Source organism: Actinokineospora sp. UV203 (assembly GCF_056323665.1).
The window spans coordinates 3,977,243-4,000,030 of record NZ_CM150484.1 but is presented as its reverse complement, the minus strand read 5'-3'; the positions used below and the strand labels follow the sequence as shown (position 1 = coordinate 4,000,030).

The window sequence follows — 22,788 nt, the reverse complement described above, 5'->3', positions numbered from 1 at the left end:
CGGCGCCGGTTTGGCCGTAACCTTGGGCCCGTGACACCTGAACCCCGCTGGCTGCAGCCCGACGAGATGCGCTCCTGGCGCGCATACGTCATCGGCAGTGAACTGCTGCGTCAGCGGCTCAGCCGCGAACTCCAGGAGAGCGAGGGCATCGCCCTGCCGGACTACGAGGTCCTGGTCCGCCTCTCCGAGTGCGGGGGGTGGCAGATGCGAATGAGCCACCTGGCGGGCCAGGTCGCGTCCTCCAAGAGCAGGCTGTCCCACCAGATCTCCCGCATGGAAAAGCTCGGCCTGGTCAAACGCGTCGAATGCCCCGACGACGCCCGAGGCGTCATCGCGGAACTGACCCAGAAGGGCATGGACACCCTCCGGTCGGCCGCCCCCACCCACGTCGACGGCGTCCGGGCCCACCTCGTCGACCTGATGACACCCGAGGAACAACAGGTCGTCGCCGCCCTCTTCGAGCGCGTCATCGAGCATCTCGACCAGGGGTGAGAACCCGGTTGTCGCCTTCGTTAGGCTGACCGGGCAGGGAGGCGTGGCAGAGCGGCCGAATGCATCCGCCTTGAAAGCGGAAGACGGGCAACCGTCCGGGGGTTCAAATCCCTCCGCCTCCGCTCTTTGACCAGCAGAAACGCAGCAAGGGCACGCCGTATGGCGTGCCCTTGCTGCTGTCAGGGTCTCAAACGGGGTCTCATTTGGGCTTCCAGAGGAAGCCGTTGAGCTGCGATGCAATGTCGTTCCGCAGGGCGGCCGTCACGTGCTGGTAGCGCTTTGCCATGGCCGCGTTGGACCATCCCATGAGGTCCATGACCGCCCGTTCCGGCACTCCGAGTAGAAGCAGCACCGTCGCGGCGGTGTGTCGGGCGTCGTGCAGCCGGGCGTCGCGTACCCCGGCGTCGGCAAGCAGCGCCTTCCACTCGTTGTGGTCGGTCCTGGGATCGATGGCCTTCCCGTTGGGTTGCGCGAACATGAAGTCCCCGTCCTGCCACAGATCGGCGGCGATCTCCCTTTCCTTGTCCTGCACCTCTTTGTGTGCGATCAACAGGTCGAACAGCACATCAGGTAGCCGCAAGCCACGGCGCCCGGCGGTTGACTTGACGTCCACTTCCATAACCCCTCCGATGCGCTGCGGGCAGTGCATAGCGTGTTTGACGCAGTCCGGGGTACACGGCGGCGGGCAGTTCTTATGGCGTTTGCACGTCTGCTTGCATGGTTCGATCTTGTGATGCGGTTCAGCGCACCGAGCCGGGTTGGCGCATCCATGTTCGTACGTGTGGCGCTGTCGCTGTTTGCTGACTCGCAAAAGCTTGGTCTTCATGTTGAGTCGGGACCACTTGAATCCCAGCGACTCACCCTTCCTCGTACCAAGCGCAAGCGCCAGGATGAACCGCACACCGTTGCGCCGGTTCATTGCCTCAGCGATGAGCGCTTGCACTTCCTCAGGCTCGAACGGTTCTACCTCCTCTTCATCGAGTTTCGGCGGCTTCACAAGATCAAAAGGCTGTTTGACGATCACCTCTCGCCGACGTGCTTCGTGGAACGCGATGCGTGCGGTCCGGTGGACATGGTGAGCCATCCCCGGCTTAGACCACATCTCATTTGGGTGGGTTGGCTGGTAGGCGATATGTTGATCAACGATGAACGATGTGGAGAAGTGGTGTCCGGAGCCGTTGTGGCTGTTGGCGTATCCGGTGTTGCCCGACGCGCCGCAACGCCACCAGGGCGGGGGTCGGCGCCGATTGGACGACCGTGTCGTGTTGGCGGCCATCTTGTACGTGCTACAGACCGGATGTGCCTGGTCGGCGCTACCGGCCTCGTTCGGGGTCAGTGCCCCGACCGCGCATCGGCGGTTTACCGAGTGGGTCGCCGCGGAGGTGTTCGCTCGGCTGCACGAGGCTGTGCTGGACCTGCTCGGCTCCGCCGGTGCGATCGACTGGTCGCGGGCGTCGGTGGACAGCATGCACGTCCGCGCGGTCAAAGGGGGGATCTGACCGGTCCCAGCCCGGTCGATCGGGGCAAGCCCGGCAGCAAGATCCATGCGGTGAGCGAGCGCGGTGGCCTGCCGTTGGCCGTGGTCGTCACGGCGGCCAACCGCAACGACCACCTGGAACTGGAGACCGTCGTCGATGCCGTGGCACCGGTCAAGGGGCCAACTGGCAGGCCTCGCCGCCGACCACGCAAGCTGCACGCGGACAAGGGCTACGACTACCTGTCCTGCCGCAAGGCGTTGCGCCGGCGGGGCATCATCGCCCGGATCGCCCGCCGGGGCATCGAGTCCGCCAAGCGGCTGGGTCGCCACCGGTATGTCATCGAACGAACCCTGGAGTGGGTTTCCCGATTCCGTCGGCTGGCCCGCCGCTATGAACGCAAAGCCGCCCACTTCACGGCATTCGCCCAGCTGGCCTGCGCGGTGATCTGCTACCGCCGAGCCCTCAAACTGGATCTGCTGACTCACAACAACCCCAAATGAGATGCGGTCTTATTGCCCGCCTTGATGAGTGCCGCGTAGACCTTCTCGAAGTGCTCCGGCTCGATCTTGTCAATGCGATGCTTGCCGATACGCGGGATGAGGTGGTTGTAGACGTCGATCCGGTAGCCCTGAATTGTGCGGTAGCGGACCGTCGGCGCGGAGATGTTCTCCACCCAGTGCGTCAGCCATTCGGCGACAGTCGGAGCCTGTCCCGACTTCTTGACCACACCGTCGTCCCGTTGGCGCTCCAACTTCTGGACTTCTTGGACCACGTCGTCGTGCTCTTTGCGCTTGATGTGGCGACGATCTGGCGACCCATCGTCTTTCACGCCCATTGTGACTCGGCCATGCCAGTAGCCGTCAGAACCAAAGTAGATGGAGGATCGACCGTTTGGATTGCGGGTGTTCTTCTTCTTGCGCGCCATGGTTTCCCCTTCAGGCTGCGGTAGGGCCGGTCTGATCGGCGATGAGTCGTGCGGCGTACTCGGCGATCGCGGCCTTTGGCACGCGGCGCAGTCGACCGATGCGCACGGAGTCGATTTCTCCAGTGCCGACCAGCCGCCAAGCCATGGTCTTGCCGATGCCGAGTTGGGCGGCGGCCTCATCGACGGTGAACAGAACCCGATCCTGCATGGGTTGCGGTGCAGGCGTTTCCGGGTGGCGCGGCTCGGTGATGGCATCGAGAAGCTGAGCGATTAGTGCACGAACGTCGGCGCGGTCTGCGGTGGTCATGCGGCACCTCCGGCAATCGGTCGCAGGGGCCGGTTTCCGGGCTCCCAGGGCGGTTGTGTGGGCTCGGACTGTTCGGTCGGGATCGTCGGAACCCTTTCGAGCGTCGCGGGCAGTTCGGGGCAGTAGCGCGCCCATGCGTCGGTAAAGTGGGCGCGCTGGTAGCCCTTGGCCTGGGTGCCGTTGGGAAAGCGGACGTTGCTGGATCGGATGTCGTACTCCCGCAAGAGAGCACCGAGCTTTGCGGCGGTGAGCCCCATAGGGCCGTGTGTCGACCAAGGGGCCTCCGGGTCGCCCTTGAGGCGTTCGAGCATCAGGGCGGTGGGCAGGGCGGCGTCGCGACCGAACGCGGTGTGGCAGTCGGTGAGCAGCCGCATCCGGTCGGACTGTTCGGTGTTGTCGGCGGCTTCTGCCGTGAGCGCCAGGACGGCGGCGCGGGCGCGGTCGGGCCAGGTGCCTCCGGCGTGGTCGGCGACGATGACCAACGGTTCCCAGGTGTCGGCGGCGCGGTCTTCCACGGGCATCACAGGTTGGGCCGATTCGAGGCTTGCGAGGATGCCGCGTAGCCACCCGAAGAGGGCTATGCGGAGGTCTTGCAGATTGGGCCGATCGCGGCGGTGCCGGTAGGGCGCAACTGATTCACCGGGCGCACGACGGCGCATCCGCACCACGACGGCGCGGTCTTCGATGGTGTCGGGCATCGCACCGATCCCAGCGAGTGCGGCCATGGCGAACGTGGGGATGGACTCCACACGGTTCGCGGCGGCGTCGTAGCGCTTGGCCGGGCGGTTGCGCTGGTGTCCGGCGTTGAGCAGCCCGCGCAGGTCTTCGTTGCCGTCCGCCTTCGGCCCGAAGATCGTGTCGGCTTCGTCGACCAGCATGGTGGGCGGGTCGTCGGTGATCGAGCGGTAGACGGCGGCGGTGGAGCTGTTGACGGTGATGAACGGGTCGTGGCAGGTGGCCTCCACGACATCGAGCAGCCTGCTCTTGCCGCAGCGCTTCTCCGGTCCCCGGATGACAAGGCGGGGCGCGTGTGCCCAGGCGGGTTGGGCGTGGGTGGCGGCGATCCACAGCGTGACCGCGTCGGCGGCTTCCGGGGTCGGAAGGATGACGTAGCGGGTGAGCGCGGCGTGGGTGGCGTCGAGAAGCTCGGCTCCGATGGTGCCGGGCTTGGGCGTGGTGCTCATGCGGTCCTCCGGTCGGTGGCGTGCTGGCGGGCGCGGTAGGCGGCTTGTCGGCAGGCGTGGGAGCAGTGCCGGGGCCATCGCCCGGTGTCGGGACGTCTGAGCGGTTGTCCGCAGTGGCAGGCGCGGTGAGTGACCGGTGACGCAAGCCCTGAGCTCAGCGGTGACGCAAGCGCCCTGGTGGGTTCCGTCTCGCCGTGCGGTGACGGAAGCCCCGCGGCCTCCTCCCCGGAAAACCGCAGGTCAAGCACCCCGGTGTCCGCGGGGCTTCCGTCACCCCGGTGGGGGCGTTGGGCCATGAGCTGCGCCCCCAGCCAGAACGTGAACGCGGGTGGAATGGCTTGGGTGAGCGCGGGCCAGGGCATCCAGTCGATGCCCATCGCCGCGCGGGCCTGCTCGGTGCCCGGTGACGTTTCCCCCTCGACGAGTGGCTTTCGTCCGGTGCGTTGGCCGTAGCTGCCGTAGACGGGCACGGCGGCGGCGGCCCGGTCGTGGTGGCACGGGGTGCCGTGCAGGGCCACGTTCGACTCGAACAACCGGTGACGGCGGACGCCAAGCCGCAGGGTGTCCCCGCACACCGTGACCGGGTCGAGCAGCGGCGCACCGGGCACGTTCTCGATGACGTAGGCCCACGGTCCACCGGGTGCGGCGACGGCGTCGGCGAGCCGCGCCCGGATCGGTGCCACCAGGTCGGGGTGAGCATCGCGGCGGTGGGTCGGGGTGGCTTGGCTGAACGCCTGGCACGGCGGGGAAGCGGCGATGACGTCGAACCCGGACAGGTCGACAGTGAGCGCGTCGGCCTGGATGAACGGGAACGGGTAGTGCGGTTGGGGTTCGATGTCGACCCCGACCACGTCGAACCCCGCCGCGTGGTACCCGGCGGACGCGCCACCGGCCTTGCAACACAGGTCCAACAGGCGCGGCCGGGGGCGGTGACGCTTCCCACCGGTGGATACCGTCACGACGCTCATGCCGCCCTCCCGGTGTCCCCGGCGACGCGCAGCGCTGGCGGCTGGTCGTCGATGCGGGCGCGGTGCGTGGCCAACTCGGTGGTGACGCGGGCGGTGAAGGTGTCGAGGTCGGCGAGAACGGGACGCGCTGCGGCTTGGACAAGGGCGTTGCCGAGTTCGGCGACGCGGCGGCGGTAGCTGGTCTCGATCAGCCGGGTGATGTGGAAGTCGAGCGCCACCAACGGGACGGCGACGGTGTAGGCGTTGAACACCCAGCGGGTCAACAGGTGCGCGTGGTTGGTGTCGCCGAACGCGCCGATCTTCTCGGCGAACCCGAGCAGCGTTGCCGGGTCGAGACTGGGCACGTCGTCGATGACGAGCGCGGCCATGAGGTCGAAGGTGAGGCGGGCGGGCGGGTTGGTGAAGTCGCGGTAGTGCAACCGTGTGAGCTGGGGGCGGGCTTCGGTGGGCGTGGCCTGCATGAGGGTGCCCAGGACGATGGTTTCCGGGTCGATCGTGGGGCGAGACATGTGAAGTCCTTTGGTAACGCTGAGTAGCAGCGTGTGGGCGTGGTTGGTCGGGACTAGCGCCCTGGTGAAGGGCCTAGAACCTGGGGTTAGTGCTGAAATGTGGGTCTGACCTGGGGTTATCGCTAGGCGCTAGTGGGCTGGTCAGGTGTGGTTTGGGGTGCTAGCGGGGGTGCTAGGTCTAGCGGCGCTGGTTGCTAGCACCCCCACTGCGGCTAGAGGTTCTCGGCGGTCACTCTGTGTCGATGTTGTCGGTGTTGGTGCGGAGTCGGTCGAGGGCGTCGGCGACGTGGTCGCGTTCGATGCCGCGCCGGTTGGCTCCCTTGCCGTCGGCGGTGGTGCCCCAGACCTGTCCGGTCGGGATGCCGTAGGGCTTGAGCGCCTGGGACAGGGTGGTGGTCTTCGCTTTGGGTTCCTGCGTGGCCCACTGGCCGTAGGCGTCGGGGCGCAGTTCGGCGAGTCGGTCGACGATGGTTTCCGACCACAACTTCGGTTCGTCGTCGGCCATGACGGTGAGCACGTCGGCGAGCAGCGACAGCGCTGACTGTCCGGTGTCGATGCTGGTTTCGCCCGCCGCGTAGCCCGTGAGGGTTCCGGCCTGTTGACGCGCGGCGCGGGCTCGGTCGGCGATGACGTCGGCGGCTTCACCATCGAGGTAGGACCCGCGCACGATCTGCGGGTCGTCGGTGTTGCCGACCAGGATGCCGATGCCCTTGTCCTTGTTGCCGAGCATGGTGGCGCGGATGCCGTTCTTGTAGGCGCTGGTGCCCAACACCATGTCGTTGGCTTCCTGCCCCATCACTCGCAGGCAGAACCGCAACGCCATGTTGTCCGAAATGGACTTGGGTAGGGACTTGGCGTCCGGGCGCTGCGTGGCCAGCACGAGGATGATGCCCAGCGCGGGGCCACGCTTGATGATCGGCACGCACAGGGCTTCGGCGTCCTTGCCGAGAACGGGGTGGGAGAACAGTTCCTGGCACTCGTCGATGGCCACGACGATCGGGAACAGCCCGAGTGACCGGTTGCGCGACAGGCCCGGGGTGACCTTGTTCTCCGGGCACAAGGCCCGGTTTTCCTTGGCGATACGGGTGATTGTCTTCGCCCGACTGTCCAGTTCGGACACGACTTCGCGTAGCGAGGCCAATGCTTCCCGCAGCGTTTCCTCATCGGCACCGGAGCCGTAGTGGTGGGCGCACTTCTCGCCCGGACCGGCCAGGTCCCCGGTGCCCTTGAGTTCGAAGATCCGCAGTTGCACGGTCGGGTCGAGGGCGCAGGCGAGCAGGATCACCCGCATCGCGAACGTCTTGCCCTGCCTGGGCATCGCCCCGATCAGCAGGTTCGCGAACATCAGCAGGAACTCGACCAGACGACCGCGCTGGTCGTAGCCGAACGGCAGGGGCTTGAACAGGTCGGCCTGCCCGCGCCGGGCCAGCGGCCATGCCTTGCCCTTGGCGCGTGCCATGTCCTGATCACCGACCCACAGCACCAGGCGTCCCGCGTGCTCCTCATCCATCGGTTCGGGCCACACGCAACCCAGCGGGCGACGCAGACCGGACGCGAGCCGGTCGCGGCGCTCGACAATGTCGGTGACGACCACGCCATAGGGCAGGTCGACCACGGCCCGCCACCCAGGACCGTCGCGGGTGATCGGTGCGGGGAAGGTGATCCCACTGCCGCCCTTGGCCACCGCTTTGTTGATCTCCGCGATGCCCAGGGCCGAGAGCGCGCGGACAACGATGTCGGAGGTGAGTTTCTGCGCCTTGCTGGTCACCACCGCGCGCCCACCCACGACGGGACGGTCGGGGTTGCCGCCGAGCGCGCCCAGGACGGCGACGATCGTGCCGATGCCGAGCCACTGCGCCCACCACGGCGCGAACCCGAGCAGCACCAACACGCCCGCCGTAAGCGTGAGCGTGCCGAGCAGCACCAGCGGAAGCCGTCCGGTCGGCTTGGTGTCCTGCAACTTGAGGTACAGCTCAGCGTCGCCCCTGCGGACCGCGTCGGCCCGCAACGCGCGCCCTTCGGCGTCGACAACCCAGCGGGTTGCGTGCGCCGCGCACCGCACCGCGCCACGCGGGGCACGGCCCGCGAGTTTCGCGGCGTAGAGCGGGGAACGCACACCGTGGTAGGCGGTGGTGTGCGCGGCGTGCCGGGTCGCCCACTTCGCGGTCTGCGCGAACTCCGTGCGACTGGCCAGCCACGGCGCGATCACCGGTTGCTTCTTCGCGGCGACGGCGGACTGAATCCGTTCGGCCAACGTCATGTCCTCGCGAACGGTCGGCGAGTCCACGGACACGCCGTGGTCGATGACCTCTTCGCCGTCCACGACCGTGGGCGGAACGTAGGGGGCATCTGTGGCCGGGGTGTTCGCGGGAACCGAGTCCCCGGTGGTCGCGGGCCGGATGGGCACCACGTTCGATCCGTTCACGTCGTGCTCCTCAGGGTCTGGTGTGCCAAGCGCAGTGGTGGTGGTCGTGTTCATCAGGCGGCCTCCCTCTCAGCGGGCGCGGGAACGGGCGTCGTGGTGGTGTCGGGCTGTTCGCCGGACCGCCCGGCGGGGGTGGCGTTGAGCGCGTCGGCGACGCTCTTGGAGGTGGCGCGGCCGATCGTGGGGATGTGCTCACGAACCCAGGCCGGGGTCACCAGGTGGCCGGGGGTGTGGTGTTCGCGGGCCATCGCGACGTAGTCGGCCAGGAACAACCGGCCGGGCTTCTTCGCGGGCTTGCGGGAAGTAGAGCGGGAAGCCGGTCGGCGCGACCGCGTCGGTGCGGCGCTGACCTGCTCCGATGACGGAAGCCCCGCGGCCTCCTCCTGTGTGGTGACGGAAGCCACCAGGGCGTCCGCGTCCCCGTCAGCACGGGCCGATTGGGCGGCCACGAGTACGGCTTCGGTGATGCGTTCGCGGACGTGCGGGGCGGCCTCAGCGATGAGCAGCACGATCACCGGGGGCACCGAGTGCAGCACGATTCCAGCGGGGTCGAGGTGTGACCACGGTTGCCAGGTGTTCATGACGTAGGTGGCGGCGAACGCGAACACCTTGGTTCGCCGCACCCACGGCCCGGTCTTCACCTGCCACCGGGCGGTGACCTGTTCAGCCAGCAACACGGCGATCAGGACCAGCGACACCATGGGGTCGAGCAGCCATGCCGAGATCCACGGCAGGGAACCGGGTGCGGCGTCCTCTGCGGCGAACTGCTGAACGTTGACCATGGTGAACGCCAACGCCAACACCATCGCCACCCAAAACAGCGAGTCCACGGCCGTGCGAGTGCGTTCGGCCCGCAGTGCCACCACATCCGGGTGCGTGGTCAACGCCCGCACTTGCGCCGCGTTCGCCGCAGCGGCCCGCAACTTGCCCACACCGGAGGTGTCGGCGACCTTCGTCGTCTGCGTGTTCACAGCTTCGCCCCCCGCTTCTTCGCCGCCGTGCAGGCCGGGCAGACACCCCAGAAGAACGACACGGCAGTGCTCTTGCCCTTGGGGAACTTCAGCCCGCACAACGTGGTCATCTCGCCGGACCACCATGACTTCTTGCCGATGTGCACGTGGTTGGCCATCAGTAGTTCCCCCCGTCGATCTCGTGGCGCAGCTCAGCGATCGAGTCCGCGTCCACCTCGGCGCGCTGCGCGCAGCGGTTGAGGGCGTCGGTCAGGCGGGCGATCTCGCCGCACAGGTGGGCGTTGTCGCGGGCCAAGCCGTTGGCGTAGTCGGAGGTGGCGCGGTGCTCGGCCCGCTCCGACTCGAACATGGCGGCCCACAGCCTGTCCGTGGGGGTGGTGGGTGCGGCTAGCATCGAGGTCTCCTGTTCTGCCTGCTGGTGGTTGGGAGCCCCGGTCCGGCGGTCGTTCTTGGCGGTTCGGACGCCGGTCCGGGTGGTGCTCATCTGCGTGATGTGCTTGGTGCTCATGGGTTTCACCTCCTGATCGGTTCTCACTTCTTGCACTTGCAGCACACCCAGGTGCCGGTCTTCGGGTCGAAGTGCTTGTAGCAACCCTCAGGACACATGGCGGTCACCTCCTCTCGGTACGCCCACCGCGCGGGCAACCGGGTGCGTGGCCGAACTCGCACTCGCAGTTCGGGCAGTCGGTCCCCGGCGTCGTGTGGTCGGTGTCCATCAGCGGTCCTCGGCCGGAATGGGAAACGGGAGCGGCACCTGGGACACCCCGGACGGCCAGGGCGTGTGGTCGAGGGCTTCGTCGATCTGGGCGCATCGGGTGTTCGCCGCGTCCTTGGCGGCCTTGGTGTTCGGGACCACGTCCGACGCGCGGCCGTGCTCGTCGCAGTCGGCGCTCCACTCGATGTCCGACTCGTGCGTGTCCACAGAGGGCGTGGTCATGCCGGGGTCGTCAGCGGGCTTGGCCTTGGCGACCGCGACGATGACCAGGGCGAGCAGGACCATGCGTCCGGCGGTCATCGCTGCTGCTCCCAGCTGATGACCACGTTGCAGCCGGACACGGTGCCGCCCTGGATACCGACCACACCACCGTTGATGATGTTGACTTCGGGTGCGGTGAGCAGCGTCGGGTCCAGCAGGGCGACCGCGTCGGTGAGGATCCGGGCGTGGTCGAACGCCAGGGCATCCGGCTTGTTGAGCAGGTCGGCGACCGGAACCCACTTGGCGTCCGTCGCGTCGTCTCCGGCCACGGCCGTGGCGGCGACACCGGGGTGGACCTCGGCCATGTACGCGGCGGAGACGTACCGGCCACGCGGGTCACGCTCCGGTGCGTCGTAGACGTCCACGCGGCGGATCTCGTCGGTGATCATGCGGATGCCGGTTTCCTCGGCCAGCTCCCGCACCGCAGCCTGTTCGAACGTCTCGCCACGGTCGACCTTGCCACCGGGCAGAGCCCAGCAGCCTTCGAACGGTGCCCATCCACGCTTGATCAGCAACACGTGGCACTGGCGGTCGATCTCGGAGAACACGACCACGTCAGCGGTCAGCGTCGCTACGGCGTCGTTTTCCACATAGGGGTTGGCGTCGGGGTTGTCGTTGAACGTCATCGGGGACCTCCACAGGTGGTGAGCATCGACTTGAGACCGGCCAACTCGGCCACGTCGGCGTGCAGCCGGTACTTGGCTTTGACCTGGGCGTAGGCGGTGGCGTAGGCGCACCACGAGGTGCGGGCGGCGGGACGCCACTTGCCGGGGTCCTTGTCGGACTTGGACCCGTTGGACTTGCCCGTGACCGTCCAAAGGTTGGTGTGGTCGTTGTAGAACTCGGCTCGCTTGGCGGCGGTCCACGATCGAGCGCCGGACCGATTGGCTTCCTTCACCGGCACGACGTGGTCGACCTGCAAGCCGTTCGGGTCCACTACGGACACACCGTCATAGCGAGACACCCAGCACGGCACCGGGGTGGCACTAGCCGGAACCGGGCACAACGGCGTGCAACCCTTGCCGCGCTTGAACGGGCTACCCGCCACGGCCTGCTCGGCGAGCACCGCCTCACGGGTGTTGCAGCCCCCACCATGGGAAGCCCAGCCACCCCATGCGTCACGGTCGTAATGCGCCCCGGTGTCCTCGGTGCGCGGCTCACCCAGCGCGGCCAGCAAACCGGCCGCATCCGGTGAAGCCTTCTGCGAACCAGCGGCGGGAACACACGCCGACACCGACACCAGCACCGCGCAAGCCAATGCGGCCCGAACCCCTGCCGCGCCCATCACGCAGCCTCATTGTCGAACTCGTGCACCGAGACGACCGAGGTCGCAGGCAGACGGACGCTGAACAGCTCGGACAGCCGCGCAGCCTGCCGGTTACGGCGACGCCGCGCCCGACGCATGTCCGCGACCTGATCAGCAAAAGGCGACGTCGGGCGACGCACCGGCACAACATGGACGGTGAACTCTTCGATCTCTGCCCTGGTGTACCCGTCGGGGTCAAACCAGGTCACGTCTTCCGTGTACTCCACGTCAAAGCTCCGTTTCAGGCGAAAAGCGCGTTGAGGAAGGTCGTGATGCTGTTCGCCGCATCACCAATCGCGGACACGGCCGTGCTCACGTGCTCAGCGGCACCAAGCGGGTGCTTGACCACGAACACGACGAAGGCGATCAGCACAAACAGGCCGATCCACTTCTTGAGGCCACCGCCACCAGCCAGCGGCATGGGAAACGCCTTCTTGCTCATCCTGACTCCAGTTTGTGAGTTTGTACTCAAACCGACAAGCCAGGACGCTACACAGGTGGTCTGCGTCGCGCAAGGGGTTTGCGCACAAACCCGCAAACATGCACTACAGTGGCGGTATGGAGCCTCAGAGGACGAACCTCCCGCAGCCGAAGGCGCTGCAGATCGCTGACGATCTGCGCATCAAGATCGAGACTGGTGTACTCAGGTCAGGCGACTCGTTGCCGACTCTCCACGAGCTAGCTCGGGACTACCGATGCTCGGTGACTTCTGCCAGGAACGCGATCGGGCTCCTGAAACAGCAGGGATTGCTTGTCGGGGGACGTGGCAAGGCTCCGACCGTGCGCCCGCGCCCCAGGCGTGTGGAACGCAGCTCTAGCAGGCATCAGGTTGAGAAGAATCTGGCACTCATGAGCGAAGATGTTCGCCGATCGAGCGGTCTTGCAGAAGATGACATGAGAAGTTCGCTGGACGATTTCGAATTTGAAGCTAGGTACTCGATTGTCAGTGCTGACGCTGATCTGGCCAATACGTTCGAGGCTCAGGAAGGTACGTCGCTCTTGCGACGTGAATACACTCACCGCGACAAAACAACCGGCGTGCTGGCCGCCTGGTCTATTTCGTGGCTACCGAACGACCTGATTAGTCAGAACCCGGCAATCTCCGACCCGGCTAACGCAGCTTGGCCGGGAGGAACGATGCATCAGCTATATACGATCGGCGTTGAAGTAGACCGGGTGATCGATCATGTCACCGCAGCGATGCCCACCACGGTTGAGAAACAATCCTGGGATTTGCCCGAAGGCACTCCGCTGCTTTGGGTAAGGCGAATCTCCATCGATACTAACGATCGCGTTGTCGAGGTGACCGACGCGCAGTATCCCGCAGACCGCGCCATGCTTACTTTTCACACGCCGCTTACCCGATGGGAAGACTCGAAATGACGCGCCGGATCTCGGTCATCACCGCTGCCTACGCCCCCCTTGCGGACTACTTCTCTGCGACCATTAAGAGTGTCCTGGGTCAAAGGCTCCCCTCGGGTTGGGATCTCGAATGGATCGTCCAGGAGGATGGCGCTACGCCTAGTCTCGCTGCGCGCGTTGCGGGCATCCCGCAAATCAAGTATGCGAGTAACAACGCTCATACCGGAATCGCCGCAACGCGAAACTTGGCTTTGACGCGCGCAACCGGCGATGTTGTGCAAGTCCTTGACCATGACGATCTATTGCTTCCTGATGCATTCGTGCGCCTCTTGCCTCATTTTGACGATCCGTCAACACATTGGGTCGTCGGTCAGGCGGACGACCTTCTCGCCGATGGCACACGGCGGACGTACGAATCCGCGTTGCCCTTCGGTCGAATCCCGGCCGGGGACGTGAACACCTGGGCTACGGCGCATGATGGAAACTGGCCGATCCACTGCGCTGGCCTACTCATGAGAACGCACCTGGTCCGCGCGTTTGGTGGCTGGGGTGGTTGTCCGGTTGACGACGACATCATCATGTTCAGCGCACTCTCGGAATGCGTTGACGGATACAACGAGCGAGCAATCACGTGGCTCTATCGCATACACGATCGGCAGACGCATAAGAGTGCCCAGTGGCGCGAGCGGAGTAGCGACGGTCGCCGGATCGCCTTGCAGCGAATCGAGGCGATCCGGCGCGTCGGCCTTGGCGTCACTGGTGACCCAGCGGCTAGCGGTCCTGTCACCGAGGTGCGGGTCGGTCGTGCCGCAAAAGAGGACGCAGACGGTTCGCCGTGGTGGAAGGCGACCGATGGCGACTCCTAGATCATCGGTGTCGGCCCACCGGCCCATTTCGGCCAAGGTGGGGTAGCCGTCCCAGCCGTCCCAGGCGTCCCATCGCAGGTCAGCCCTGGGACGGCTTGCACCTCTGGGACGGCTCAAGGCGTCCCACTGGCTGTTTGATGCTTTCTCGACGCAGGATGGCGCGAGACCTCTGGGACGGCTTGAGCCGTCCCAGGCACTCAAGCCGTCCCAGCGCTGACCTGCGATGGGACGCCTGGGACGGCTGGGACGGCTACCCCACCCACAACGCGCTTGACGGGCATTGGCCTAGTGGCGATCTGCCTGATGACGGAAGCGCCCTGGTGGCTTCCGTTGCGCCCCAAGGGAAATGACGGAAGCCCTGCGGCACCCGTGAGACGAAACCGCAGGTCGCGGGCACATATTGGCCGCAGGGCTTCCGTCACGTCCGTGCATGGCGGGTCTCAGATTGGGTCTCAATTGGGGTCTCATTCACCGGGGATTGCGGCCCGTCGTAGGGCGGTCGATCCCCGGCTGACCTGGGCGTTTGATGCCCAGTGGGCCAGCCCGGCGGTACATGCCTAGAACTTGAAAGCGGAAGACGGGCAACCGTCCGGGGGTTCAAATCCCTCCGCCTCCGCGGTGTCGAAGGGGTGTCGACTGTCCTATTAGGACGATTGGTGCCCCTTCGCTGTTCAGCGCCAAGCTGCGTCGTGGCGGGATTGGCGCGTGCGGCGCGTTCCAAGTCACTCGCAGCCGATGCCGTCGTTGTCCGGGTCGAACCGGTGCCGGTCGGGTGCGCGGACCGGGAAGCGCCGCTGCGGGATCTGATAGCAGTCCAGGTCCGGGCCGGTGAGCGCGAGACACATCGACGGGTAGGCCGGGTCGCAGCCCGGCTTCGTCGACAGCGGTGTGGCCGATGACGGTGCGGCAGTCGCCTCGCTCGTCGTGGTCGCCTTCGGCTTCGCGGAGACCGTCCTGGTGACCTTGGGCGTGGTGGTCGTCGTCGTGCGGGCGGAAGTCGTCGTGGTGGTCATCGGGGGCGCCGTCACGGCGGCGATCTCCGTGGCCGTCGTCGTGGTGGGCGGCGGCGCCATCTGCGTCTTCGACGGTGCCGCGGCCAGTGGTGTCGGGCCCGGCGCGGGCAGGATGGCCCCCGCGATCAGGATGAGCGCGAACGCTATGGCCGCCACCGCGACCGCGTGACCCCGGTCCGGGATGAACGCGAACCGCGCGTGCCCCACGACCGCGGCGAAGGCGGCGACCGCGAGCACGGGCAGCGCCACCGCGATCAGCATCACGCCGACGCCGCCCGCGACGAATGCCGCGATGGCGATGATCGACCAGACGATCCCGATGGCGACGCGCGGCAGGGCAGATCGGCTCATGCCCTGGCTATCAATTCCGCCCGACCGTCAGTTACCGATGCTACGCAATCGTGATCCGTCCTCAAGACAGTTCGCGGTCCCGGGTCTCGGGCAGCCCGAACAGGGAGATCACGACGAGCGCGTAGGCCAATGCGCCGAAGGACATCGCGCCGCCGATGCCGTAGTGCCCGGCGAGAACCCCGATGGCGGCGGGGAAGAAGGCGCCGACCGCGCGGCCGAAGTTGTAGGTGAAGCCCGGACCGGCGCCGCGCGCCCGGCTCGGGTACAGCTCGGCGAGGTAGGCGCCGAAGCCGCTGAAGATGGCCGACGAGCAGAAACCCAGTGGGAAGCCCAGGAACAGCACGTAGCCCGCCGCGGAGGGCGGCAGCTGGGTGTAGAGCATCAGCAGGGTCGCGCTGAGGATCGCGAAGATGCGGAAGGAATGCTTGCGGCCCAGGCGATCGGACAGGTAGCCGCCGGTCAGGTAGCCGAGGAACGCGCCGGTGATCAGGAAGGCGAGGTAGCCGCCGGTGCCGATGACGGTCAGGCCGCGCTGCTTGCTGAGATACGTCGGCAGCCACGTCGCCAATGTGTAGTAGCCGCCCTGGCAGCCGGTGGCCAGCAGCGAGGCGAACACCGTGGTGCGCAACAGGTCCCCGCGGAAGATCGCCCGCAGCGAGCCCCGCGCGGCGGCCTTGTGCTCGGTGAACACGGGCGCGTCCTCGACCCCGCGCCGCAGGTAGACGACCAGGATCGCGGGCAGCGCGCCGGTGATGAACAGGACGCGCCAGGCCAGGTCCGGGTCGACGAGGTGGAACACGACCGTGTAGGCGATCACCGCCGCGCCCCAGCCGACCGCCCACGAACTCTGGATGACCGACGCGACGCGGCCGCGGTGGCGGGCGGCGGTGTACTCCGCGACCAGGATGGCGCCCGTGGCCCACTCGCCGCCGAAACCGAGGCCCTGCAACGCCCGCAGGACGAGCAGCGTCTCGTAGTCCTGCGCGAACCCGCACAGCGCGGTGAACAGCGCGTACGTGACCACCGTGATCATCAGCGTCCGGACTCGGCCGATACGGTCGGCGAGCACGCCCGCGATCACGCCGCCCACCGCGGAGAACACCAGCGTCGCGGTGGAGAGCAGACCGGTCTGACCGGTGCTCAGGCCGAAGGACGCCGCGATGGCGGCGAGGCCGAGGGGGAGCACCCAGAAGTCGTACGAGTCGAGGCCGAAGCCGAGGAACGCCCCGACGAAAGCCTTGCGCCCCTTGGGCGGGAGCTCTCGATACCAGCTCATCGCCGACTCGGTCCGGACTGTGCTCATGCTCCACCCCGCTCGCTCGACGGCACCGACACTCCGTACGATAGGGATTGTTCAACAATCTGACAATGGAACGATCAGGCAATTACCCTGGAAGGACGAGTGGGAGGAACCGTGGCATCGGTCGACATCGTCGGGCGGCTCACCGAGCTGGTCCGTGAGCGGCGGCAGGGGCGCGGCAGCGCGGCCGACGTCGCCGCGTCGGCGCTGCGCGACCTGATCATGGAAGGCGCGCTGCCGCCGGGCAGCCGGGTCACCGAAGAGGCGTTCATGGCGCCGCTGGAGGTCTCCCGCAACACCCTGCGCGAGGCGTTCCGGCTGCTCACCCACGAGAAGCTGTTGGTACACAAGCTCAACCGCGGCGTGTTCGTGCGCAGCCTGGTCCGCGCCGACGTCCGCGACCTCTACCGGGTCCGCAAGGTCGTCGAGTGCGCCGCGCTGGCGCAGGCGACCGACGCGGGCGTCGAGCGGATGACCGCGGCCGTCGAGCGCGGTGAGCGGGCCGCCGCCGACGGCCGCTGGGTCGACGTCGGCACCGCCAACATCCGCTTCCACCAAGCGGTCGTGAGCCTGGTCGGCAGCCCTCGGCTCGACGAGATGATGCGCCAGGTCGGCGCCGAACTGCGGCTCGGCTTCCACGAGATGGGCGACCCGCGCTCGTTCCACGAGGGCTACCTGCGGCGCAACCGCGAGATCCTCGACCGGCTCAAGGGCGGCGAGCCGGAACGCGCGGAGGAGCTGCTCCGGCGGTACCTCGACGACGCCGAGAGTGAGATGTTCGACGCATTCCTCGCGCGCGATGGGAAACTGGCGAACTAGTCCGCCTCCCCGGAATTCTGGGTTTTGGTCATCTTCAGGTGACGAGTGCGGCTGGGCGCGAGCCGTGGTCGGGTTCCGTCACGGTCCCCTGAGGCGGCGGTCGGTTGCAGCTTGATTGTCAGACGTGGCCTAGTGTCCCATTCGTGGGATGTAAACAATGACGACCTGGGAAGCCATCGCCGTCGTGCTGGCCGGGGTCTTCGCCGGCGGCATCAACACCGTGGTCGGCTCCGGCACCCTGGTGACGTTCCCGGTGCTCCTCGCCGTCGGATTTCCCCCGGTGGTGGCAAACGTTTCCAACACACTGGGCCTGGTGCCGGGCTCGATCACCGGCGCCATCGGCTACCGGCGTGAACTCGCCGGACAGCTACCGCGGCTGCTGCGGCTCGGCGCGGCCTCCCTGGTCGGCGGCGTCGTGGGCGCGGTCCTGCTGCTGGTCCTGCCGCCGGGCGCGTTCGAGACGATCGTCCCGATCCTCATCGGACTCGCGCTGGTGCTGGTCATCCTGCAGCCGTGGCTGGCCCGCAAACTGACCGAGCGGCAAGGGGAACGGCACGTCCACGGTGGACTCGCGCTCCTCGCCGGAGTGTGCGCCAGCGGCATCTATGGCGGCTACTTCGGTGCGGCGCAAGGGGTTCTGCTGCTCGGCCTGATGGGCATCCTGATGGACGAGAGCCTGCAGCGGATCAACGCGGTCAAGAATGTGCTGGCGGCCATCGTGAATCTTGTGGCGGGCATCGTCTTCATCTTCGTCGCCGACGTGGCCTGGGACGCGGTCGCGCTGATCGCCGTGGGCGCGATCGCGGGCGGGCTCATCGGCGCGAAGATCGGCCGCAAGCTGTCGCCGACGGTGCTGCGCGCGGTGATCGTCCTGGTCGGACTCGCCGCGATCTTCCAGCTGCTGACCCGGTGACGGCGTGTCCACTCAGGACACGCCGACACCGGTCTGATCAGCGCGGGAAAGAAGTGGCGGCGGCCAGGAAGGCGTCGTTCTCCTCGGGCGTGCTGATGGTGACGCGGGCGCCCTCGCCGACGAACGCGCGGACGATCACCTTGTGCGACAGGCAGTGCTCGTTGAACGCCGCCGTCTGCTCGCCCAGCGGCAGCCACACGAAGTTGGCCTCCGTGACGGGAACCTCGTAGCCCGCCTCGATCAGCGCGGCACGCACCCGGCCGCGCTCGCCGACGATGTCGCGGCAGCGGGCCAGCAGTTCGTCCTCGGCGTCGAGCGACGCGATCGCGGCCACCTGGGCGACCATGTTGACCGCGAACGGCACGAACACCTTGCGGACGGCGGCCGTCACCGCCTCCGGCGCGATCAGGTAGCCCACGCGCAGACCCGCGAGGCCGTACGCCTTGGAGAAGGTGCGCAGCACGGCGACGTTGTCGCGGCCCGCGGCCCACTGCTCCTTGGCCAGCTCCACGCCGTCGGCGATGTCCGGGTTCTCGACGAACTCGCCGTACGCCTCGTCGATGATGATCAGCACGTCGTCGGGCACGGCGGCGATGAACCGCTCGATCGCGGCCTTCGGGTGCGCGGTTCCGGTCGGGTTGTTGGGGTTGCACAGGTAGATCAGCCGGGTCTTCGGCGTGACCGCGGCGGCCATCGCGTCGAGGTCCAGCTCGTGCCCGTCGGTCAGCGGGACACGCACCTGGGCGGCGCCGACGACCTGGGTGATGATCGGGTAGGCCTCGAACGAGCGCCACGCGAACATGACCTCGTCGTCCGGCGTGCAGGTCGCCTGGACGAGCTGCTGGCACAGCGTCACCGAGCCGCAGCCGACGGCCACCTGGTCCTCGGCCACGCCGAGCTTGCGGGCCAGCCGCGCGACCAGCTCGCCCGCGCCGCTGTCCGGATAGCGGTTGATGTGGCCCGCCGCCTGGGCGATCGCCTCGACCACGCTCGGCAGCGGGCCGAGCGACACCTCGTTGCTGGCGAGCTTGATCGCGCCCGGAATTGTCCGACCCGGCACATAACCGGGCAGGGCGTCCAGATCGGCGCGAGTACGCACACTCATCGAAGCTCCTCGTCGTCACGGGTGGCGGCCACGCTGCCGCTGCCCCGAATCTAGCCCGACACGGCGGGTGAGCGAGTGATCACGTTGACGAGGACACACCTAGCCGTGGTTGGCTTGGTCATGGCCCAGACCCGCACCGAGGACTTCCGGCTGGCCGATGGCCGCGCGCTCCGCCTCACCTACGCCGAACCCGACGGAGTGACCCGCGGCGGTCTCGTCGTGCTGCACGAAGCCCGCGGCATCACCGAAGCCGTCCTCGCCATGGTGGCCGGGCTGGCCGCCGAGGGGTGGCTGATCGTGGTCCCGCACCTCTACGAAGGCGGGTCGGCGGAAGTCGACCACGCGGAGGCCCGCGACAAGGTCAGCGAACTGTCCGGGCAGTCCGTGCTCGCCTCGACCGACATCGCGTTCGCCTGGCTCGCCGAGCGGAAGGTGAACCTCGACCGGATCGGCGTCATCGGCTTCGAACTCGGCGGCGCGGTGGCCCTTGTCGTCGCCGCCAGCCGCACGATCGGCGCGGCGGTGACCGTCGCCGGCGGCGGGATCATCGAGCCGCTGTCGGCCGGCCTGCCCCCGCTGGTCGAGGTCGCCGCGGACCTGCGCGTCCCGTGGCTGGGGCTCTACCGCACCGAGGGCGACGACATCACCGAGCAGCAGGTCGAGAAACTGCGCGACGCCGCGTCGACGGCCTCGGTCGCCACCGACGTGGTCCGCTTCGCCTTCGAGACCGGCGGCTTCGAAGCCTGGCAGCGAGCCCTCAACTGGTTCGACGCGCACCTGCGCTGACCTGGCGGGGCTCCCGCCCCGCCAGGCCCGCGAGTCCCACGTTCAGAACATCGAGTTCCACGTTCAGAACGATGAGTCGCAGTTCAGACCGCGATGGCCATCTCGACGACGTCCGAGCCGACAGTGAGTTCGGGCTCGGTCTTCTCGCGCACCTCGTCGACACTGACGCCCGGCGCGGTCTCGCGCAGGACCAGGCCGTCGGCGGTGATGTCGATGACCGCGAGGTCGGTGATGATCCGCTGCGCCACCCGCAAACCGGTGTAGGGCAGCGAACACTCGTTGACGATCTTGTACGAGCCGTCCTTGGCGACGTGCTCCATCAGCACGACGACGTGCTTGGCGCCGTGCACCAGGTCCATCGCGCCGCCCATGCCCTTGACCATCTTGCCGGGGATCATCCAGTTGGCGATGTCACCGACCTTGGAGACCTGCATGGCGCCCAGGATCGCGGCGTCGACCTTGCCGCCGCGGATCATGCCGAACGATGCGGCGGAGTCGAAGAACGAAGCGCCCTTGCGCAGGGTGACCGTCTCCTTGCCCGCGTTGATCAGGTCGGGGCTCTCGTCGCCGTCGTACGGGTACGCGCCGACGCCGAGGATGCCGTTCTCCGACTGCAGCACGATCTCGACGTCGTCGGGCACGTAGTTCGGGACTAGGGTCGGCAGCCCGATGCCGAGGTTGACGTACGAGCCGTCCGACAGCTCGGCGGCCGCGCGGGCGGCCATCTGCTCACGGGTCAGTGCCATGCTCAGGCCTCCAGCTTCGGACGGACGGTACGGCGCTCGATGCGCTTGTCGGCGGCCTGCTCCGCGGTCAGCGGGACGACTCGCTGGATGAAGATGCCGGGCAGGTGGACCTCGTTGGGGGCCAGCTCACCCGGCTCGACGAGCTCCTCGACCTCGGCGATGCTGATCCGCCCGGCCTGCGCGCAGAGCGGGTTGAAGTTCTGCGCGGAATCGCGGAACACGAGGTTGCCGTGCCGATCGCCCTTCCACGCCCGCACCAGCCCGAAGTCGCACACGATGGCGCTCTCCAGCACGTAGTCCAGCCCGTCGAACTCGCGAACCTCCTTGGGCGGCGAGGCCACGGAAACGTTGCCCTCGCTGTCATAGCGCCAAGGCACCCCGCCGTCGGCCACCTGCGTCCCGACCCCGGTCCGCGTGTAGAACGCCGGGATCCCGGCGCCGCCAGCACGCAGCCGCTCGGCCAGCGTGCCCTGCGGGGTCAGCTCGACCTCCAGCTCGCCGGACAGGTACTGCCGCGCGAATTCCTTGTTCTCACCGACGTAGGAGCTCGTCATCCGCGCGATCCGGCGCTCCCGAAGAAGCAGCCCCAGACCCCAGTCATCGACCCCACAGTTGTTGGACGCCACGTCCAGTCCCGTCACGCCTTTGGCGAGCAAGGCCTGAATAAGCACGCTCGGGATGCCGCACAACCCGAACCCGCCAACGGCCAGGCTCGCGTTGTCCGGGATATCGGCGACCGCATCGGCGGCGCTGCGGACGACTTTGTCCATGTGTGCCCCTCCTTCTGGGTGTGGCAATCGCGACTCTAGCGGGGGCGGCTCCGGTGTCGATGTGGCTGAGGACCACCTTCCTGGGCTTGGGATGTGGGCCGGCCGTCGATGGCGGCTTTGACCTGCGGGTTTGTTGTTGCGAGGGGGGCGTTTTGCCTCTCACCTGGGGGCCTGTGTAGTCTTATCGCCGAGCGGCTTGGGGCTCCCCGGGAGGCTTCGCCTAGTCTGGTCTATGGCGCCGCACTGCTAATGCGGTTTGGGGTAACCCCCCATCCCGGGTTCAAATCCCGGAGCCTCCGCTGTACTACTCGGTCCGCCGAGCACAACTGAACACGCGCCCGTAGCTCAACGGATAGAGCATCTGACTACGGATCAGAAGGTTAGGGGTTCGAATCCCTTCGGGCGCACCAAAGACCCAGGTCAATGACCTGGGTCTTTTGTATTGGCGCTGCCATTGCCAACTTTATGGCCAACTTTCAGTCGGAGCCCGAGAGCCCGCGGTCAGGCAGGCACATCGAGCAAGCACGCGAGGGCCAGGCGTCGGCTCGATTGACCGGTTGGCTGTGACGGCCCGGTTCGGCATCGGCTGGCCGGCAGTGCGTCGGCGGGTCAGGTGAAGTGCGAGATGGTGGAGATGGCGTTCTCCAGCACAGGAGGCGTGACGCGCGTTTTCTTTGCGTGGCAAGAGGAATTGTCAGTCCCTAATGGACTCAGGCGGCTCCGGCGATGGCATCTCGGCCGAGGAGTTCGGCGGTTTCCGGGGACAGTAGCCTTCCGGCGACGTCCGGGTCGCAGCCGATTCTGCCCAGGCGGGCGCGGATGGCGGCGGGGGAGCGGCCGCGGGCCTTGGCCAGGTCGCGGATCGCGGTGGTGGCCGGGGTGGACGACGGTTGGGCCAGCCAGTCTTCGCGCAGGGAGGCGTCGTCGTCGGGGGTCCAGCGGGCGTGGGAGTTGGCGACGCGGGGGCGGGCCTTGCCCTCGAAGATCGCGATGGTCGCGAGGGCTTGGCGAACCAGGCCCGCCGCTTCCGTGGCGCCGCCCGGGGGCAGCCGGATCGTTCCCTCGGCGACGATGTCGCCGTTCTCGGCGGCGCCGATGAGTTCCAGGGACGTGGGGGACGCGGTCAGGGCGTAGGTGACGCCGTGGACGGTGCTCGTGTATTCCATGGTGAATGCCATGTGGTCACGTTACGTCGCCGGGCCGATACGGCGCGGAA

The 22,788-nt window shown here is 67.5% G+C and carries 28 protein-coding genes and 3 tRNA genes; 10 read left to right on the top strand and 21 right to left on the bottom strand.

What is annotated here, in order from left to right; translation table 11 throughout:
- Nucleotides 1-66 precede the first annotated feature (66 nt).
- Nucleotides 67-492 (top strand): MarR family winged helix-turn-helix transcriptional regulator, encoded by a 426-nt coding sequence (locus tag ACUZ2Y_RS19070; RefSeq protein WP_476331928.1) that lies wholly within the window; start codon nt 67-69, stop codon nt 490-492.
- A gap of 37 nt (nt 493-529) precedes the next feature.
- A tRNA-Ser gene (locus ACUZ2Y_RS19065) sits at nt 530-614 on the top strand.
- A 77-nt stretch (nt 615-691) separates the two neighbouring features.
- Here the strand turns inward: ACUZ2Y_RS19065 and ACUZ2Y_RS19060 are convergent.
- Nucleotides 692-1,768, bottom strand: coding sequence for a tyrosine-type recombinase/integrase (locus ACUZ2Y_RS19060; RefSeq protein WP_476320769.1), 1,077 nt, complete (start codon nt 1,766-1,768; stop codon nt 692-694).
- On the opposite strand from ACUZ2Y_RS19060, the gene ACUZ2Y_RS19055 reads away from it, so the two are divergent.
- Nucleotides 1,692-2,470, top strand: a protein-coding gene (locus tag ACUZ2Y_RS19055; protein ID WP_476320767.1) for an IS5 family transposase whose coding sequence is annotated in 2 segments (ribosomal slippage) — nt 1,692-1,986 and nt 1,986-2,470 — 780 coding nt in all. Because the reading frame shifts where the segments join, the coding sequence is not laid out codon by codon here. The two genes, ACUZ2Y_RS19060 and ACUZ2Y_RS19055, sit on opposite strands and share 77 nt — an antisense overlap.
- Here ACUZ2Y_RS19055 and ACUZ2Y_RS19050 read toward each other — a convergent pair.
- From ACUZ2Y_RS19050 to ACUZ2Y_RS18985, 14 genes are all read right to left on the bottom strand, one after another.
- Nucleotides 2,452-2,895, bottom strand: a complete 444-nt coding sequence (locus tag ACUZ2Y_RS19050; RefSeq protein ID WP_476320765.1) for a tyrosine-type recombinase/integrase — start codon at nt 2,893-2,895, stop codon at nt 2,452-2,454. The two genes, ACUZ2Y_RS19055 and ACUZ2Y_RS19050, sit on opposite strands and share 19 nt — an antisense overlap.
- A gap of 10 nt (nt 2,896-2,905) precedes the next feature.
- On the bottom strand, nt 2,906-3,202 hold the full coding sequence (locus ACUZ2Y_RS19045) for a helix-turn-helix domain-containing protein (RefSeq protein WP_476320763.1): 297 nt from the start codon (nt 3,200-3,202) through the stop codon (nt 2,906-2,908).
- On the bottom strand, nt 3,199-4,386 hold the full coding sequence (locus ACUZ2Y_RS19040; protein WP_476320761.1) for a DUF3631 domain-containing protein: 1,188 nt from the start codon (nt 4,384-4,386) through the stop codon (nt 3,199-3,201). The genes ACUZ2Y_RS19045 and ACUZ2Y_RS19040 overlap by 4 nt, the downstream gene beginning before the upstream one ends.
- Nucleotides 4,383-5,354: a DNA cytosine methyltransferase gene (locus ACUZ2Y_RS19035; RefSeq protein ID WP_476320759.1), complete on the bottom strand. Its 972-nt coding sequence runs from the start codon at nt 5,352-5,354 to the stop codon at nt 4,383-4,385. Before ACUZ2Y_RS19035 ends, ACUZ2Y_RS19040 begins: the two co-directional genes overlap by 4 nt.
- Nucleotides 5,351-5,863 carry a hypothetical protein gene (locus ACUZ2Y_RS19030; protein WP_476320757.1) on the bottom strand — a complete coding sequence of 171 codons (513 nt, stop codon included), beginning with the start codon at nt 5,861-5,863 and terminating at the stop codon, nt 5,351-5,353. The genes ACUZ2Y_RS19035 and ACUZ2Y_RS19030 overlap by 4 nt, the downstream gene beginning before the upstream one ends.
- A gap of 229 nt (nt 5,864-6,092) precedes the next feature.
- Complete coding sequence (locus ACUZ2Y_RS19025; RefSeq protein WP_476320755.1) at nt 6,093-8,288, bottom strand: cell division protein FtsK; 2,196 nt, start codon at nt 8,286-8,288, stop codon at nt 6,093-6,095.
- 53 nt (nt 8,289-8,341) lie between these two features.
- Complete coding sequence (locus ACUZ2Y_RS19020; protein ID WP_476320753.1) at nt 8,342-9,259, bottom strand: hypothetical protein; 918 nt, start codon at nt 9,257-9,259, stop codon at nt 8,342-8,344.
- On the bottom strand, nt 9,256-9,417 hold the full coding sequence (locus tag ACUZ2Y_RS19015) for a hypothetical protein (protein WP_476319689.1): 162 nt from the start codon (nt 9,415-9,417) through the stop codon (nt 9,256-9,258). The genes ACUZ2Y_RS19020 and ACUZ2Y_RS19015 overlap by 4 nt, the downstream gene beginning before the upstream one ends.
- A complete protein-coding gene (locus tag ACUZ2Y_RS19010; RefSeq protein ID WP_476320751.1) occupies nt 9,417-9,767 on the bottom strand; it encodes a hypothetical protein in 351 nt (116 codons plus the stop codon). The genes ACUZ2Y_RS19015 and ACUZ2Y_RS19010 overlap by 1 nt, the downstream gene beginning before the upstream one ends.
- A gap of 207 nt (nt 9,768-9,974) precedes the next feature.
- The gene (locus tag ACUZ2Y_RS19005; RefSeq protein ID WP_476320749.1) at nt 9,975-10,274 is read right to left on the bottom strand and encodes a hypothetical protein; all 300 of its coding nucleotides are present in this window, start codon (nt 10,272-10,274) and stop codon (nt 9,975-9,977) included.
- Nucleotides 10,271-10,861, bottom strand: coding sequence for an NUDIX domain-containing protein (locus ACUZ2Y_RS19000; protein ID WP_476320747.1), 591 nt, complete (start codon nt 10,859-10,861; stop codon nt 10,271-10,273). The genes ACUZ2Y_RS19005 and ACUZ2Y_RS19000 overlap by 4 nt, the downstream gene beginning before the upstream one ends.
- Nucleotides 10,858-11,520 carry a GmrSD restriction endonuclease domain-containing protein gene (locus ACUZ2Y_RS18995; protein WP_476320745.1) on the bottom strand — a complete coding sequence of 221 codons (663 nt, stop codon included), beginning with the start codon at nt 11,518-11,520 and terminating at the stop codon, nt 10,858-10,860. Before ACUZ2Y_RS18995 ends, ACUZ2Y_RS19000 begins: the two co-directional genes overlap by 4 nt.
- A complete protein-coding gene (locus ACUZ2Y_RS18990) occupies nt 11,520-11,768 on the bottom strand; it encodes a hypothetical protein (protein WP_476320743.1) in 249 nt (82 codons plus the stop codon). Before ACUZ2Y_RS18990 ends, ACUZ2Y_RS18995 begins: the two co-directional genes overlap by 1 nt.
- A 14-nt stretch (nt 11,769-11,782) precedes the next feature.
- The gene (locus ACUZ2Y_RS18985; protein ID WP_476320741.1) at nt 11,783-11,983 is read right to left on the bottom strand and encodes a hypothetical protein; all 201 of its coding nucleotides are present in this window, start codon (nt 11,981-11,983) and stop codon (nt 11,783-11,785) included.
- Between the two features lie 116 nt (nt 11,984-12,099).
- Here ACUZ2Y_RS18985 and ACUZ2Y_RS18980 point away from each other — a divergent pair, with 116 nt between their 5' ends.
- Entirely contained in the window at nt 12,100-12,924 is an 825-nt protein-coding gene (locus ACUZ2Y_RS18980) for a GntR family transcriptional regulator (RefSeq protein WP_476320739.1), read from the top strand.
- The gene (locus ACUZ2Y_RS18975; protein WP_476320737.1) at nt 12,921-13,769 is read left to right on the top strand and encodes a glycosyltransferase; all 849 of its coding nucleotides are present in this window, start codon (nt 12,921-12,923) and stop codon (nt 13,767-13,769) included. The genes ACUZ2Y_RS18980 and ACUZ2Y_RS18975 overlap by 4 nt, the downstream gene beginning before the upstream one ends.
- Nucleotides 13,770-14,491: 722 nt before the next feature.
- On the opposite strand, the gene ACUZ2Y_RS18970 is transcribed toward ACUZ2Y_RS18975, so the two are convergent.
- Together ACUZ2Y_RS18970 and ACUZ2Y_RS18965 are read right to left on the bottom strand one after the other, a co-directional pair.
- Nucleotides 14,492-15,133, bottom strand: coding sequence for a hypothetical protein (locus tag ACUZ2Y_RS18970; protein WP_476320735.1), 642 nt, complete (start codon nt 15,131-15,133; stop codon nt 14,492-14,494).
- 61 nt (nt 15,134-15,194) lie between these two features.
- A complete protein-coding gene (locus ACUZ2Y_RS18965) occupies nt 15,195-16,436 on the bottom strand; it encodes an MFS transporter (protein WP_476320733.1) in 1,242 nt (413 codons plus the stop codon).
- A 111-nt stretch (nt 16,437-16,547) separates the two neighbouring features.
- On the opposite strand from ACUZ2Y_RS18965, the gene ACUZ2Y_RS18960 reads away from it, so the two are divergent.
- Entirely contained in the window at nt 16,548-17,252 is a 705-nt protein-coding gene (locus ACUZ2Y_RS18960; protein WP_476320731.1) for a GntR family transcriptional regulator, read from the top strand.
- 157 nt (nt 17,253-17,409) lie between these two features.
- The gene (locus ACUZ2Y_RS18955; RefSeq protein ID WP_476320729.1) at nt 17,410-18,165 is read left to right on the top strand and encodes a sulfite exporter TauE/SafE family protein; all 756 of its coding nucleotides are present in this window, start codon (nt 17,410-17,412) and stop codon (nt 18,163-18,165) included.
- A 37-nt stretch (nt 18,166-18,202) separates the two neighbouring features.
- Here ACUZ2Y_RS18955 and hisC read toward each other — a convergent pair whose 3' ends face one another.
- Nucleotides 18,203-19,270: a histidinol-phosphate transaminase gene (hisC, locus tag ACUZ2Y_RS18950; RefSeq protein ID WP_476320727.1), complete on the bottom strand. Its 1,068-nt coding sequence runs from the start codon at nt 19,268-19,270 to the stop codon at nt 18,203-18,205.
- 120 nt (nt 19,271-19,390) lie between these two features.
- Here hisC and ACUZ2Y_RS18945 point away from each other — a divergent pair, with 120 nt between their 5' ends.
- Entirely contained in the window at nt 19,391-20,056 is a 666-nt protein-coding gene (locus ACUZ2Y_RS18945; RefSeq protein WP_476320725.1) for a dienelactone hydrolase family protein, read from the top strand.
- Nucleotides 20,057-20,139: 83 nt separating this feature from the next.
- Here the strand turns inward: ACUZ2Y_RS18945 and ACUZ2Y_RS18940 are convergent, their stop codons facing one another.
- Together ACUZ2Y_RS18940 and ACUZ2Y_RS18935 are read right to left on the bottom strand one after the other, a co-directional pair.
- Entirely contained in the window at nt 20,140-20,802 is a 663-nt protein-coding gene (locus ACUZ2Y_RS18940) for a 3-oxoacid CoA-transferase subunit B (protein ID WP_476320723.1), read from the bottom strand.
- A 2-nt stretch (nt 20,803-20,804) separates the two neighbouring features.
- Nucleotides 20,805-21,572 (bottom strand): CoA transferase subunit A, encoded by a 768-nt coding sequence (locus ACUZ2Y_RS18935; protein ID WP_476320721.1) that lies wholly within the window; start codon nt 21,570-21,572, stop codon nt 20,805-20,807.
- A gap of 209 nt (nt 21,573-21,781) precedes the next feature.
- Between ACUZ2Y_RS18935 and ACUZ2Y_RS18930 the strand changes: the two genes are divergently transcribed.
- Both ACUZ2Y_RS18930 and ACUZ2Y_RS18925 read left to right on the top strand, forming a co-directional pair.
- Nucleotides 21,782-21,871: transfer RNA gene (locus tag ACUZ2Y_RS18930), tRNA-Ser, on the top strand.
- A 35-nt stretch (nt 21,872-21,906) separates the two neighbouring features.
- A tRNA-Arg gene (locus tag ACUZ2Y_RS18925) sits at nt 21,907-21,982 on the top strand.
- Nucleotides 21,983-22,282: 300 nt separating this feature from the next.
- Here ACUZ2Y_RS18925 and ACUZ2Y_RS18920 read toward each other — a convergent pair.
- The gene (locus ACUZ2Y_RS18920; RefSeq protein WP_476320719.1) at nt 22,283-22,750 is read right to left on the bottom strand and encodes a hypothetical protein; all 468 of its coding nucleotides are present in this window, start codon (nt 22,748-22,750) and stop codon (nt 22,283-22,285) included.
- Nucleotides 22,751-22,788 lie beyond the last annotated feature (38 nt).

Excerpts from the sequence above, each read along its gene's own strand:
- ACUZ2Y_RS18935 (WP_476320721.1), bottom strand. The coding sequence starts at position 21,572 with ATGGACAAAGTCGTCCGCAGCGCCGCCGATGCGGTCGCCGATATCCCG.
- ACUZ2Y_RS19060 (WP_476320769.1), bottom strand. The coding sequence starts at position 1,768 with ATGGCCGCCAACACGACACGGTCGTCCAATCGGCGCCGACCCCCGCCC.
- ACUZ2Y_RS18995 (WP_476320745.1), bottom strand. The coding sequence starts at position 11,520 with ATGGGCGCGGCAGGGGTTCGGGCCGCATTGGCTTGCGCGGTGCTGGTG.
- ACUZ2Y_RS18975 (WP_476320737.1), top strand. The coding sequence starts at position 12,921 with ATGACGCGCCGGATCTCGGTCATCACCGCTGCCTACGCCCCCCTTGCG.
- hisC (WP_476320727.1), bottom strand. The coding sequence starts at position 19,270 with ATGAGTGTGCGTACTCGCGCCGATCTGGACGCCCTGCCCGGTTATGTG.
- ACUZ2Y_RS18970 (WP_476320735.1), bottom strand. The coding sequence starts at position 15,133 with ATGAGCCGATCTGCCCTGCCGCGCGTCGCCATCGGGATCGTCTGGTCG.
- ACUZ2Y_RS19070 (WP_476331928.1), top strand. The coding sequence starts at position 67 with ATGCGCTCCTGGCGCGCATACGTCATCGGCAGTGAACTGCTGCGTCAG.
- ACUZ2Y_RS19015 (WP_476319689.1), bottom strand. The coding sequence starts at position 9,417 with ATGGCCAACCACGTGCACATCGGCAAGAAGTCATGGTGGTCCGGCGAG.
- ACUZ2Y_RS19000 (WP_476320747.1), bottom strand. The coding sequence starts at position 10,861 with ATGACGTTCAACGACAACCCCGACGCCAACCCCTATGTGGAAAACGAC.
- ACUZ2Y_RS18980 (WP_476320739.1), top strand. The coding sequence starts at position 12,100 with ATGGAGCCTCAGAGGACGAACCTCCCGCAGCCGAAGGCGCTGCAGATC.
- ACUZ2Y_RS18920 (WP_476320719.1), bottom strand. The coding sequence starts at position 22,750 with ATGGCATTCACCATGGAATACACGAGCACCGTCCACGGCGTCACCTAC.
- ACUZ2Y_RS19035 (WP_476320759.1), bottom strand. The coding sequence starts at position 5,354 with ATGAGCGTCGTGACGGTATCCACCGGTGGGAAGCGTCACCGCCCCCGG.
- ACUZ2Y_RS19030 (WP_476320757.1), bottom strand. The coding sequence starts at position 5,863 with ATGTCTCGCCCCACGATCGACCCGGAAACCATCGTCCTGGGCACCCTC.
- ACUZ2Y_RS19005 (WP_476320749.1), bottom strand. The coding sequence starts at position 10,274 with ATGACCGCCGGACGCATGGTCCTGCTCGCCCTGGTCATCGTCGCGGTC.
- ACUZ2Y_RS18945 (WP_476320725.1), top strand. The coding sequence starts at position 19,391 with ATGGCCCAGACCCGCACCGAGGACTTCCGGCTGGCCGATGGCCGCGCG.
- ACUZ2Y_RS19045 (WP_476320763.1), bottom strand. The coding sequence starts at position 3,202 with ATGACCACCGCAGACCGCGCCGACGTTCGTGCACTAATCGCTCAGCTT.
- ACUZ2Y_RS18985 (WP_476320741.1), bottom strand. The coding sequence starts at position 11,983 with ATGAGCAAGAAGGCGTTTCCCATGCCGCTGGCTGGTGGCGGTGGCCTC.
- ACUZ2Y_RS19010 (WP_476320751.1), bottom strand. The coding sequence starts at position 9,767 with ATGAGCACCAAGCACATCACGCAGATGAGCACCACCCGGACCGGCGTC.
- ACUZ2Y_RS19050 (WP_476320765.1), bottom strand. The coding sequence starts at position 2,895 with ATGGCGCGCAAGAAGAAGAACACCCGCAATCCAAACGGTCGATCCTCC.
- ACUZ2Y_RS18940 (WP_476320723.1), bottom strand. The coding sequence starts at position 20,802 with ATGGCACTGACCCGTGAGCAGATGGCCGCCCGCGCGGCCGCCGAGCTG.
- ACUZ2Y_RS18955 (WP_476320729.1), top strand. The coding sequence starts at position 17,410 with ATGACGACCTGGGAAGCCATCGCCGTCGTGCTGGCCGGGGTCTTCGCC.
- ACUZ2Y_RS18965 (WP_476320733.1), bottom strand. The coding sequence starts at position 16,436 with ATGAGCACAGTCCGGACCGAGTCGGCGATGAGCTGGTATCGAGAGCTC.
- ACUZ2Y_RS19040 (WP_476320761.1), bottom strand. The coding sequence starts at position 4,386 with ATGAGCACCACGCCCAAGCCCGGCACCATCGGAGCCGAGCTTCTCGAC.